This window comes from Metabacillus arenae (assembly GCF_014773385.1).
In the GTDB taxonomy this organism is placed as follows: domain Bacteria; phylum Bacillota; class Bacilli; order Bacillales; family Bacillaceae; genus Metabacillus_D; species Metabacillus_D arenae.
Genome location: NZ_JACXAI010000004.1, coordinates 1 through 12,778, shown reverse-complemented (window position 1 = coordinate 12,778; position 12,778 = coordinate 1). Strand labels below are relative to the sequence as shown.

12 protein-coding genes and 1 pseudogene are annotated in these 12,778 nt (G+C 36.1%); 5 read left to right on the top strand and 8 right to left on the bottom strand.

Annotation, left to right across the window (positions count from 1 at the left end; translation table 11 throughout):
• The first annotated feature begins 17 nt into the window (after positions 1-17).
• Positions 18-1,292, top strand: coding sequence for a tetratricopeptide repeat protein (locus IC621_RS04520; protein WP_191156181.1), 1,275 nt, complete (start codon positions 18-20; stop codon positions 1,290-1,292).
• 359 nt (positions 1,293-1,651) lie between these two features.
• On the opposite strand, the gene IC621_RS04515 is transcribed toward IC621_RS04520, so the two are convergent.
• Together IC621_RS04515 and IC621_RS04510 are read right to left on the bottom strand one after the other, a co-directional pair.
• The gene (locus IC621_RS04515; RefSeq protein ID WP_191156179.1) at positions 1,652-2,401 is read right to left on the bottom strand and encodes a thioesterase II family protein; all 750 of its coding nucleotides are present in this window, start codon (positions 2,399-2,401) and stop codon (positions 1,652-1,654) included.
• Positions 2,402-2,526: 125 nt separating this feature from the next.
• Complete coding sequence (locus IC621_RS04510; protein ID WP_191156177.1) at positions 2,527-3,240, bottom strand: 4'-phosphopantetheinyl transferase family protein; 714 nt, start codon at positions 3,238-3,240, stop codon at positions 2,527-2,529.
• A gap of 293 nt (positions 3,241-3,533) precedes the next feature.
• Here IC621_RS04510 and IC621_RS04505 point away from each other — a divergent pair, with 293 nt between their 5' ends.
• The 3 genes from IC621_RS04505 (at position 3,534) to IC621_RS04495 (ending at position 5,874) form a co-directional block, all read left to right on the top strand.
• On the top strand, positions 3,534-3,728 hold the full coding sequence (locus tag IC621_RS04505) for a hypothetical protein (RefSeq protein ID WP_191156175.1): 195 nt from the start codon (positions 3,534-3,536) through the stop codon (positions 3,726-3,728).
• Between the two features lie 45 nt (positions 3,729-3,773).
• Positions 3,774-5,243, top strand: coding sequence for a phytoene desaturase family protein (locus IC621_RS04500; protein WP_191156173.1), 1,470 nt, complete (start codon positions 3,774-3,776; stop codon positions 5,241-5,243).
• 304 nt (positions 5,244-5,547) lie between these two features.
• Entirely contained in the window at positions 5,548-5,874 is a 327-nt protein-coding gene (locus IC621_RS04495) for a DUF948 domain-containing protein (RefSeq protein WP_191156172.1), read from the top strand.
• Positions 5,875-5,918: 44 nt separating this feature from the next.
• On the opposite strand, the gene IC621_RS04490 is transcribed toward IC621_RS04495, so the two are convergent.
• From IC621_RS04490 to IC621_RS04465, 6 genes and pseudogenes are all read right to left on the bottom strand, one after another.
• Positions 5,919-6,053 (bottom strand): FbpB family small basic protein, encoded by a 135-nt coding sequence (locus IC621_RS04490; RefSeq protein ID WP_396652972.1) that lies wholly within the window; start codon positions 6,051-6,053, stop codon positions 5,919-5,921.
• 330 nt (positions 6,054-6,383) lie between these two features.
• Positions 6,384-7,925, bottom strand: a complete 1,542-nt coding sequence (gene gntK, locus IC621_RS04485) for a gluconokinase (RefSeq protein ID WP_191156546.1) — start codon at positions 7,923-7,925, stop codon at positions 6,384-6,386.
• A 180-nt stretch (positions 7,926-8,105) separates the two neighbouring features.
• Positions 8,106-9,431, bottom strand: coding sequence for a GntP family permease (locus IC621_RS04480; protein WP_191156170.1), 1,326 nt, complete (start codon positions 9,429-9,431; stop codon positions 8,106-8,108).
• Between the two features lie 496 nt (positions 9,432-9,927).
• Positions 9,928-10,368, bottom strand: a pseudogene (locus tag IC621_RS04475) (transaldolase family protein); the annotation flags it as partial.
• A 52-nt stretch (positions 10,369-10,420) separates the two neighbouring features.
• Positions 10,421-11,314: a phosphogluconate dehydrogenase (NAD(+)-dependent, decarboxylating) gene (gene gnd / locus IC621_RS04470; RefSeq protein ID WP_191156169.1), complete on the bottom strand. Its 894-nt coding sequence runs from the start codon at positions 11,312-11,314 to the stop codon at positions 10,421-10,423.
• A 479-nt stretch (positions 11,315-11,793) separates the two neighbouring features.
• On the bottom strand, positions 11,794-12,075 hold the full coding sequence (locus tag IC621_RS04465; protein ID WP_191156168.1) for an amidohydrolase family protein: 282 nt from the start codon (positions 12,073-12,075) through the stop codon (positions 11,794-11,796).
• Between the two features lie 57 nt (positions 12,076-12,132).
• Here IC621_RS04465 and IC621_RS04460 point away from each other — a divergent pair, with 57 nt between their 5' ends.
• A complete protein-coding gene (locus IC621_RS04460; protein ID WP_191156167.1) occupies positions 12,133-12,387 on the top strand; it encodes an alpha/beta-type small acid-soluble spore protein in 255 nt (84 codons plus the stop codon).
• Positions 12,388-12,778: the final 391 nt, after the last annotated feature.

The following is a 12,778-nucleotide window of genomic DNA, read 5'->3' as shown; positions in this document are numbered from 1 at the left end:
ACTAACAGGAGGCAATCATGCAAATCCAAAACTCTGAAATTGATTATGGAAAGTTGGTGTTTTATTCAAGAACAAACAAGCAAATGACGCAGCAAGAATTATCAATTGGTATTTGCTCCATAACCTATTTAAGTAAGCTTGAGAATTCAAAAATAACTCCGAACATGGAAACTCTTGCCTTACTTTTGGAAAGATTGGATATTGATATCAATGAGATCGATAGAAACAAATTCTTTATCATTAACAACCTTGAAGAGTGGTACAAATCTATCATTCAACGGGATGAGCCATCTGTGATTGATCATCTAAAGGAAAAAATCGACCTCCAGATCAAGAACGCACATTCTACTAATCTAATCTACTATTATCATCTAGTAAGTCTTCGATACAGTATCCATAAGAAAAACAAAAAAGATGCTGAAGAAATAATGGAAATCTTAATAAAAGGGAAGGATAAGTTCGGTGCCCATCAAAAAGCATATTTTGAATATTTCTTGGGATTGTATTATTGCACGATAAAAGCAGACTCTCCACGGGGGTTAGTACACTTCGAGAACATCATCTATTTTTTTAATGACCCCACTCATGTGGATCCAGAATTTTTCTTTCATTTATCTTTAACCTACACAAATACCTATAATACGCCAATGGCAGTAACCTATGCAGAAAAAGCTTTGAATATTTTCAATAGTAAATTGTGGTTTAAAAGAAGCCTGGAATGCCAACTCCTGTTAGGGGTTAATTATGGACGGTTAAAAGAGTACTCAAGAGCAATCGAAATTTTAAATAAGATAATAAATGTATCAAAAGGATTTGAAGATAAGGTCATTTTCGCAAAAGCTCTACATAATCTTGGGTTTATTCACAGCAAACTACATAATTATGAGGAAGCGATTAAGTATTATCTTCATGCCCTGGATTACATTGATACTCCCTCCAAAATTTATCTAAATGTAGTGATTGAGCTAGCCAGTGTGTTAATAAAAAATAATCAAAAACAAGAAGCTTTAGCTTGGGTGAACAAAACTTTGAGTGAATCTAATAAGTATCAATGGCCTTCAACCAAGTTAGTAGAATTAGAGATCATTAAATATCAGCTCATTAACACAGATTCCGAGCTTATAAGCTACCTTGAAAACACCGCAATTCCAAAATTTGTTCAATCAAATGACTTCGGATTAATGTCTCAGTATTACGAAACATTAGGCAAAAGTTATAAAAAGCTTCACCAATATAAGAAAAGCAGTCACTATTATGAGTTATGTTTAAAACTTTTAAAAAAGATGTCTTAGGAGGCATACCACATGAAAAAGTTTTTGGACAAATCGATTCTTTCTTCTTCGATGGAGTATAGTGTGGGATCATTAAGCAATATTGATTTCCATGATGTGAAATTATACGGTGAAGAACTACCTGAGTATTAATAACCACTCTATTACAAACAATAACATTCATTTTCTGCAAATGAGCGCCCGCCTGCCGGCGGTAAGCACAAGCTAATTTTGCCCGGAGCTTAACGATGACCGCACTCTTTAATACGTTAATATTTTAATTAACTAAATTTCCTGAACTTTCAAAATAATAATAAATCCGGCCCCATTTAAAATGGCGCCGGATTTTCTCTTGTCATCTTATTTGGTATCCTTTTTATTTACCTTACCTTTTCCAATGGAAGAGATTTATCCATAGGTTTCTCTGTTGATAAAATTTCCTCTATTTTTTCAAGGACTTGTTCCTCGCTCTGTCGAATAAAAAAATGTCCTCCTTCAAATACAAAATCCTGAAATTTCCCAATCGTATGGATCATCCATTCTTTTCTTTGGTGATAGACTTTATAATCCTCCTTTCCGGTAAAGGCATATAAATCTGTATTTAGAACGGTTGCTTTAGGTTTATATTGATAACTAAAAACCAATTTATAGTCTGCATGTAAAATTGGAATAAACAGATTGTACAAATCACGGTCTTCAAAAATAGATGGTGGGACATTTCCACTTTTTTTAATAACTTCTGCAAATTCATCCAAGGGCAGCTGGTGAAGGTTTCCTTCAATTTTTTTATCTGGTGGATGAAATCCCGAAACGATTAAACATGTTGGGGCAGGCAGACCTAGTTCTTGAATCTTATTACACAATTCATATGCAAGAAGCCCACCCATACTATGTCCGAATATAGCATAAGGCCTTGAGTCATCCTGTAAGACCGGCAGAGACTTTTGAATCAGGTCATCCACCATCTCATTTACAGACGTGCATAATGGCTCTCTAAGCCGTTTTCCCCTTCCAGCCAGTTCAAGAGGCAGTACTTCAATCTTTTCCTTTAATTTTCTTTTCCAAGATAAATAAATAGAAGCAGCCGAACCCCCTGCATACGGTAAACATAACAGCCTCATTTTTTCCATTCTCTCTCACCTTTCCTGCAACATTTTTATATTATTTCATGTTAAAGTATTTTTTCAGGCAAAAAGCTTAAAGTTTCATACAACACTGCTTTCCATCATTTTTATAGAATAATAATAAGGACAGCTTATTTACTCGTAGTATGATTTGATAATTCCGTATACAAATAATAAAGATTTTCATTCGTTATTTTAACGATTTTTTCAGTAAAATCATTTTCAAATGAACAAACAGCCATTTTATGATTGCTGTCAATGTAATAGCTTTGTAGGTAAACCTTGTTATTGGATGTGGAAGATACATATTGATTGGCATCTGTGGATTGAATCAAAAAGGAGTTCAGCGGTATGGATAAGCCTTCGCCTATAGCCTTAATATAACTTTCTTTTAATGTCCACAGATGATAAAAATAATCTATTCGCTCCTTTTCAGAAAGCTCCAAAAGGGCAGCGTATTCTTCATGTGAAAAAAAGCGTTGTGCAACGTTCATGTCGATATCCTCTATTTTTTGGATATCGATCCCATTTTCGACCTCACCCAAAACACATACCACCCAACTGCCTGAGTGTGACAAATTAAAATAAACAGACAGTCTATCACTAGTCATTATAAAGGGCTTCCCAAATTTATTTGTTTCAAAGCTTATTTTATCTGGAGAAAATTTCAAGTAATGAATCAGCATATATCTGGTTAGTATATCTCCTATTAATGTTCTTTGGGCATCCTTATAATGAAAAAATGATTGAATCCTATGACGTTTATCGTTATCCAACCAGAGAAGAAGATCATTGAACTGGTGATTCACAAGATCCTTATCTATATTAACTGCATAGATTTTCAAACACTGCTCCACCTCCTAAAAATCAGTAGTCACTTTCACAAGCACGAAATGAGCAAAGCCCCGGTCTAAACGATAGTATATTATTCGTCTTTGAAACATCAAATTCCCCCTTACCCGACTTGAGAAATCTTTATATGATACCGCTGTTTACTTCTTGTCGGAATATGTAATTTTCTCAATAGGTAAATGGAAAATAGTGTGATAATTTATTACTAGATTACAATCTAACAATTTTGAAGATAATATATATTTTTTAGGATATCTATTAAAAGAAATGAGTAGGAATGCTCTGAATGAAAATTGTTATTTCTATAAAACAATTTTCGTTTTTTCTACGTTTTGCTTATCTATTATTTTTTGGAAGCGTAATATTTAAATTCATATCTCAATACTATGTTCATGATTTAGGACAGCCAATAGATGATGGCAGGTGTTCGAAGCAATTGCTTGCGATGGTCAGTGAGCTTTCTAGTGAAAATGAGAATTGATGTGTCTCGAAAAGTATCATTACTACGAAGGTGGAGGCTATTAAAATGTACGATGTGATAGTTATTGGGTCAGGTCTTGGTGGATTAGTCGCGGCAAGTAAACTTTCATTAGCAAAAAAGAAAGTTCTTGTTTTAGAAAAACATTTCATTGCGGGTGGATTTGCCACTTCATTTAAGAGAAGAAAGTGGCAATTCGATGTATCTTTACATTGCTTAAGTGGTTTGGCAGAAGGCGGGAGAGTTAGAGAGATATTCCAAGAGATTGGCTTATATAATCGTGTTGAATTTCAACAAGCTGACCAGCTTTATAGTGTCATACTTCCGGATCATGAAATTTCTGTTGATGGGCGAGTAGATGAATATCAAAAAACTTTAATTGAATTATTTCCTCAAGAAAAAAAGGGAATCTCTGAATTATTTCATTTATTTGTGACAATTCGTAACGAAATGTTGAATATCAGTTCAGGGATTTCTAACTTTCTTAAATATCAGAATCATAGTTTGCAGCAAATGATCGATGAATTCATTCAATCACCTAAATTAAAGTCAGTTATTTGTCAGCTATGGATCTACTTCGGTTTACCCCCTTCCAAGCTATCTGCTAATTACTTTGCTTATGCTTGGACAGATTATCATCATTACGGCGGTTACTATCCTGAAGGACGTTCAGAATCCTTATCCAACCAATTGAAATCGATTATTGAAGAAAATGGGGGAGAAGTGAGGACAAAGCAAGAAGTAACTGAAATTTTAGTTAATGATGGAAAAGCTTGTGGAGTGATTACAAAAAAAGAGGGAGAATTCCTTTGTAATCACCTTATTTCTAATATGGATCCTAAAAAAATGCTGAATATGATACCGGAAAAGGAAAAACTTCCAAACCGATTTAAGATGAAAGTAGAAAATGTAAAGCCGAGCTACTCCTGCGTTCAGGCTTACATCATATTGGATGGAGTATTTTCTAATTTGTATAATGAAAAAAATCATGAGGTTTTTGTGTGTGATTATCACGACCTTAATAAGGTAGAACAGGATATTCTCTTAGGGAATTATGAAGAAATGCCGTACTGCGTCACTATCTATGAAAATATTATCCCTAACTATCAGAGTTCAAGTGAAAGCACCTTAACTATGATGCAAATCGCCAGTCACAAAGATTGGGAAAACTTGACTAAAGAAGAGTATAACCAAAAGAAAAAAGATGTAGAAAAAATATACATCAATCGATTGGAAAAAATTTATCCGAACATAAGTAAAAAAATAAAACACATTGAACTTGCTACTCCTATGACAGTAAAACGGTATACTGGGCACTCTGAAGGAGCCATTTACGGGGCAGCACAATCAGTGGAGCAATCTCTCCACCGTAATTTACCTCAAATAACTCCCATTAAGCATTTATATCTAGCAGGTGCTTGGACAAGACCAGGTGCAGGCTATGCTGGAGTAATTTCCAGCGGCTACAATCTAGCTACAACGATATTGGCAAGAGAGAAAAGAGAGGTTCTTGCATAATAGTAATTCAAAATTGAATAAAGAATTTAGTAGAATTAAAAGTGATGACTAATTTTACCTTGATGTTTAAATAAAACGCTTGTGTCGTAAATGACTCAAGCGTTTGTTTTTTTACTTTTGTATTAAGGTCTCCTACTCCACTTTTGGTGAGCGGCAGCTCCTTTTCCAAATGACGGATATTGTCAAAAGCAACAAAGTATGTGAAGCTGCCTTTCTAAAACATACTTTTTCTCCCTGTTTGCTGATTGACATAAAGGGTATAGGACAAAAAAAGAAGGTAAAGCTAAAGCATAGGAGGAAAAACATGCTTATTATTTATTTTAGTATTGGACTAATTGCCATTTCACTTATTTTCCTTGGAATCCAGGCGTTTAAGATTTTTAAACAAACAAAACCGATTGTGGACAACATGTCAAGGGCAGCCGCCAGAATTCAGGAAAAAACAGAAAAAATAAAGGCTCAAACAAATAAGCTTTCCCATACTCAACAAGAAATTATGGAGGACATTGATTTTAAAAAACAAGCAATTAACTTGCCAATTAGTGAAGCAAAACAAACTCCAGCCCTTGTAAGGAAAGTAGTGGCAGTGAAGCATGATGCCTTTGTTGAGAGGAAGCGAATTAACAAATAGTTTCAGCAAAAAACGATTCTCTTTTCACCGAGGAAGCCAGCTTATTAAGCCAGCTTGTCACGGCGTTTCTCTAAACGTTTTTCAATTCTATCCAGTGCTTGTTTATCATTAAGTAACTCTTGAATATTTTCTTTCACTAGTTGTTCAAACGATTTTTTATCTTTACGCGGCTTTAGCAAGATCATGCTCCTCTCTGTATAAACCTGCAATTAGGTTTAGATTAACTAACTATCTAAACAATAAAACAATTCTGTTAATTTAAAGTTAAGATAAATCAACAATTTTGTGAAATATTCTTACATATTAGAAAGATTATCGTGTTACCTAGGGCCGAAAGCTCTGTTTAACAGATAAACACTATAATCAGGTTAAGCTTCCTGACGCTACATAGAAACGCTATTCTTCTTGTATATTTCTACAAAAAGAATAGCGCTTTTATTTGGACAAATTTATTTTTCATAGTCGCAATGATTAATTGACGTCTTGTATCGTTATATTAATCTGTAAATCTAAATGCTTTTTCTTTGAAAAGCAGCAATGCTCTCATACTCTTTTCCCATTAGCCTGGAAAGCCGAATATAAATTGGGATTAATTCTTTATATATTTCTACATTCTCTTTATTTTGAACATGATGATGAGTAGCCCCTACCATATCGGAAACGACATTTAATGACTTGATTTCTCCTAATCCATATAAGCCCAGGATAGCTGCACCTAAGCAAGAGCTTTCAAAGCTTTCCGGAACAAACACCTCTTGGTTAAAAATATCCGTCATCATTTGTCTCCAGAGCTCAGACCTTGCAAAACCTCCAGTTGCTTGAATTTTCTTCGGTTCCCCAATTAATTCCTCTAAGGCAAGAAGAACAGTATACAGATTAAAAATGACTCCTTCTAACACAGCTCGAATAAGATGTTCTTTCTTATGGTGCAGCCCGAGTCCAATGAATGAGCCTCGTGCGTTGGAATCCCATAAAGGAGCTCTCTCTCCTGCTAAATAGGGGTGAAAAATTAACCCATCAGAACCAGGATTAACCCTTTTTGCTATGTCAGTAAGCACTTCATATGAATCTTTTCCTAAACGCTTAGCCGTTTCGACCTCTGAAGAACCCAGCTGGTCACGGGCCCATCGAAAAATCATTCCTCCGTTATTCACCGGCCCCCCGATTACCCAATGATCTTCTGTTAAAGCATAACAAAAAATTCTTCCCTTTGGGTCTGTCACGGGCTTATTTGTTACTGCACGAATCGCACCGCTTGTCCCAATTGTGACAGCAACCACTCCGGGATCTATCGCATTCACACCTAAATTAGATAAAACTCCATCACTGGCTCCAACTACAAAAGGTGTTGAAGACAGCAAGTTCATTTCCCTTGCCATTGCTTCGTCAAGTCCTAATAAATGATAGGTTGTTGGTACTGGCTTGGAAAGCTGATCTTTTGAAACCCCTGCAACATGAAGAGCTTCCTCGTCCCATTGTAAGGAATTCAGGTTAAACATACCTGTTGCTGAAGCGATCGAATAATCAATAACATATTCTTTAAATAACTTATAGAAAATATATTCTTTTATAGAAATGAACTTGTAGGTGCTTGCAAATAGCTCTTGATGCTCATTTCGCAGCCAAGTCAACTTTGAAAGAGGCGACATCGGATGAATAGGTGTCCCGGTACGAAGATAAATTTCGTGTCCATTCATTTCCTTTTTTATTTTTTCAGCCCACTTAGAGCTTCTATTATCTGCCCAAGTGATACAGTTTGTTAACGGCTTGCCCTCTTTATCTACAGCTATAACACTATGCATAGCCGAACTAAATGATACACAGAGAATATCACTTGGCATAACATTACTTGCTTGTATAGTCTTCTTAATGGTTTTTATTACAGCCGTAAACAGCTCTTCTGGATCTTGTTCCGCTGTTTCAGGTTCAGGTGAAAATAAAGGATACTCAATTCCATGGCTGGAAATAACAGCTCCATCAACTGAAAAAAGTACTGATTTTGTACTTGTTGTTCCAATATCTACCCCAATAACATATTTTGAACTCACGATTTCTTCCTCCTTACGAAAGCTGTCAGCATAAAAAATTATTTAATGAAAGAAACTTAAGCTTATCTTCTTTCTTATTCGTTTTTTTTTCGCGAAACACCCTCTTTTTTCTTGATAGACGCTTTTTCTTGTCGAAATCTCATCAAGCATTCACAAGCCAAATGTGGAAACTTCTTGTACACTTTAAACAAACATACTGAGAATTAATGTACCTCCGAAAGCTACAAAGGAAAGGATTGTCTCTAATACCGTCCAAGTTTGAAATGTTTCTTTCACAGTCAATCCCAAGTATTCTTTTACCATCCAGAAACCAGCATCATTTACGTGTGAAAACATTAATGATCCTGCCCCTGTTGCAATTACCAGCAATTCCAAATTCACACCTGACATGTGCTCAATAATAGGTGAAACAATGCCAGCAGCAGTTGTTAATGCAACTGTAGCTGAACCTGTCGCAATTCGAATTAGCCCGGCAATCATAAACGCCAAAACAATCGGGGAAAGGGATAAATTCTCAGACATTTGAGCAATTGATGTTCCCACACCACTATCGATTAGGATTTGTTTAAACCCGCCGCCTGCACCAATAATTAATACAATAGATCCAACAGGTAATAGGCATTCCTCTGTTAATTTCTTAATGACGTTTTTATCCATTCCTTGGCGAAGTCCAAGAAAGTAAAAGGCAGCAAAACAAGCAATCAATAGTGCCATCAATGGACTTCCAATTAAAGCAAAAAATTTAGTCAAACCATCAGGCAGCCCCAAATACGGTGCTGCAGTTGATAAAACCATTAAAATAACGGGTAATAAAATAATAAAGAAAGAAACTCCTGTACTTGGTAATTTATGTTCCAGTTTTTTAATACGAATTAACTCTGGCTCTCCTTCAGGGATAACCCGTTTATGAATCCATTTTGCAAATAATGGTCCTGCGATAATGCCAGCTGGAATCGCAATAATTAGTGAATAAAGAAGCACTTTTCCAAGATTAGCGTTATAAATGCTAATTGCTGCCATTGCTCCTGGGTGGGGCGGCACTAGACCGTGTACAATCGATAAACCAGCAATGACAGGCAGCGCGATTAATAAAATGTTTTGCTTTGAAGTTTTGTGAATTGAAATAACTAAAGGTAATAAAATCAAAATTCCAACTTCAAAGAAAACGGGTATTCCGATAATAAAGCCTGAAAGTAACATAGCCCATGGCAATTTTTTCACACCAAAAAATCGAACAAAGAAATCTGCGACTTGCATTCCTGCTCCTGATTCAGCCATCAGCTTTCCTAAGATCGTCCCTAATGCTAAAATTCCAACTAAGTGACCTAATACACTTCCCACGCCGATTTCGTAGGCACCAATTATTTTATCCATTGATAATCCTGACATAATGGCTAAAAACACACTCGCAACTGTTAAACTGATAAACGCGTGCCACTTCAGCCATGAAACCCCTACAACCACGATCACAATAGCTATCAATGTCATCAGCAATAAATAGATATCCATACTTCATTCCTCTCTTTCATTCTGCAAGTTACATAACCAGCAGCATTTCACAGCATTGAAATATTCACTGAACTTCTAATTGAAGTGAATTGTAATGTTTACATTACTATTTAATATAACCTAATGCACTTTCACAAAATAATATAAAAAAGCTCAAGGTCGATGGCGGATTGAGCTAGACATCAATTTTCACCTATTTTTCAAGTCCCCAACATAAAGAATCTAACAGTATAAAAGAAAACCCTTACACGAGTGAAGTCAACTAGACTCATAGTTAAGGGTATTTTTCTATGGCTAATACAATAGGTTTTTTAAATGAAGTAAAGCTTCATAAGTTTGTGCTTTTTTCAACCTCGTCTACTTGCAGAAAGAGCGCAACTATTCATACTAAACGCTAATCCCCTGATTCTGCTAACAAGTAACGAAAAAAAGACCAATCCCACCATTATTCTCAAAAGTGAACCCTTTCCCCAAGGTAGCGAACCAAGTTTTCAGTACCATCTTCAGAAATATCATCCAAACGACCTAAAAATGGAGAGACATAAGTGGCACCCGCTCGAGCAGCTAACAGTGCTTGGTTCACGGTAAATATTAGGGTAACATTGGTTTTCACGCCTTTGTTAGCGAGATAGCGAGTAGCCTCTAAACCAGCTAGCGTCATAGGGAGTTTGATGGTTACTTTCTTATCTCCGCCATTAATTTTTATAAGCTCCTCTGCTTGTGCGATCATTTCTTCAGCCGTCTCAGCATCAGGGGTTACTTCTGCAGAAACAGATTCAGCTTCAGGTACAGTTTGGCAAATCTCTGCAATCCGATCTTCAAATTTAATGCCTTCTTTCGCAACAAGGGAAGGATTTGTTGTTACACCAGATAAAACCCCAATTTTATATGCTTTTTTAATATCCTCTAAATTTGCTGTATCAATAAAAAATTTCACGATAACATACCTCCGAAGTATTAAATAGATTTTCTTTATTTCATTTATTTTCTTATTTCTTCTCTACAGCATGTCCGCCAAATTCGTTACGAAGAGCAGCCACCACTTTGCCTGTAAATGTATCATTATCCATTGATCTGTAGCGCATTAATAGGGACATCGCGATAACAGGCGTTGCCGCTTGAAGGTCCATAGCGGTTTCAACTGTCCATTTTCCTTCGCCGGAAGAATGCATAACGCCTTTAATTTCATCAAGACGCGCATCTTTTGAAAAGGCGTTTTCTGTTAATTCCATGAGCCATGAGCGAATAACTGAACCGTTATTCCAAACTCTCGCCACTTTCTCATAGTCATATTCAAATTCACTTTTCTCTAATACCTCAAATCCTTCCCCAATCGCAGCCATCATGCCATACTCAATTCCGTTATGAACCATTTTCAGAAAGTGACCGCCGCCCGCTTTTCCCGTATAGATATACCCATTTTCTACAGATGTATCTCGAAAAATTGGTTCTACAATGGCCCATGCATCAGGATCCCCTCCGACCATGTAATTTGCGCCATGACGAGCCCCTTCCATACCCCCGGAAGTTCCTGCATCCATGAAGCTGACTCCAAGTTCCTTAAGCTGACTGTACCTGCGTATGGATTCTTTATAATGAGAGTTACCGGCTTCGATTACAATATCTCCTGATTTCAAGAAAGGTGTAACTTCATTAATAACGGAATCCACGACAGCATGAGGAACCATTATCATAAGAACTCTTGATTGTCCTAATGATTGAACAAGCGCTTCCAAGCTGGATACACCTTCAGCTCCATAGCTTTTTATTTCTTCCACTGCATCGGGATTTACATCAAACGCTGTAACTTCATAGTTATGATCTAGTAAATTTTGGCCTAAATTTAATCCCATCTTCCCTAACCCGATTAATCCGACTTTCATATCGATTGCCTCCTTAAGATATTCTCTTCACAAAAGAAGTTTGCAATTCAAATCTTTCCATTTGTCCTATGAAATCTTAACCTTTATAAATAAGCAGAACTAACCGCTTACATTTGTTATCTTCATTAATCATACGAAATATTTTTTCTTTATGCAATGATTTTAAAAAATATTTTTTCATTGAATAATAAATTGCTATATTTTATGAAAGAAAATTTCAAGGGGAACTAATAGTTATGAAAGAGAATTACTTAGATATGATTATCGGAAAATCCTCTGCTATTTTTTCTTTGTACACAGAATAAAATAGCAGAGGATTGGATTTGGAGGTTGCAACTATGAATACACTCAATATTTTGAAAACTGCTAATGAAGATGGATAATTCTTCCGTATTCCTGTTAAAATAAGATCAAAAAAGACCTCAAAATGAATATTTTATATACTCGACAGCAACTGATTTTTTCTTTCAACCAAACGGTCAAAATGCTCGAATAAGATGCTGTCCCAAAGACAAGTGATTAATTGCTTCAATTGTAGATAAAACCGTTCGATTTCTTCTAACATATTTTTTGGCGTTTTCTTCAAGCAAGGACAGGGAATGATAGATCGTTGTGATCCCTTTACCAATCAGCTTTTTCTCTAATTCATAAAAGGAAACTTCAATTGGAAATGTACTGCTTGGCCTTGGCTCCATCTCCATTTCAATGGCATCACTATGAGAATCAACCAAGCCTGGGAGCAGCCAGCTTAGCCTTTCCATGTCATTTTTCATAATTATTAAAAAAATAGGGAACCTAACGTAAAAGGAGTGATTAAGATGGCAAGGAAAAATAAATTGCTAGTGCCGGGCGCCCGGAACGAAGTTGATCAGCTGAAAGCAAAGGTTGCAGGGACTCCAAATCCAGCACAAGCAAAATACGAAGCTGCAAAAGAAGTAGGAGTCTCCATGCAAAATTCAAGCAATGGAGAGCTTACCTCAAGACAAGCAGGAAAAATTGGTGGCCAGCTTGGTGGAAATATGGTTAGGGAAATGGTGAAAATGGCAGAGGAAAATTTGAAAAATAAACAATGAGAAAAGTAAAGGCTTATCCCATTAGCATTTTAATAAGGAATTAAAACGAAAGCACAGAGCAACCTCATATCGGAGACAAGCACAATTCGAGCCGTCAAGAAGGTTGTTTTGACGGCTTGAATTATGACCTAGGGGCTGACGGTGCTCGGAGCTGGACAATGATATTCCTCTTTAACAGCATGTTAATACTTTCATTAACTTTAACATTCAAGAACTGAAAATAAAGAGCATGCAAAAAGCAACTTACGCTGCCTTTTGCTAACGGGTTTACTTTAGAGGTGCAAACATTGTAAAGCACATAGGAAAACGCACTTGAATTCACAATATAATTCACAGTGCGTTTGGCGAATTTTCATCGCTTATCATTTCCTAATTCACATAGGAAATCACA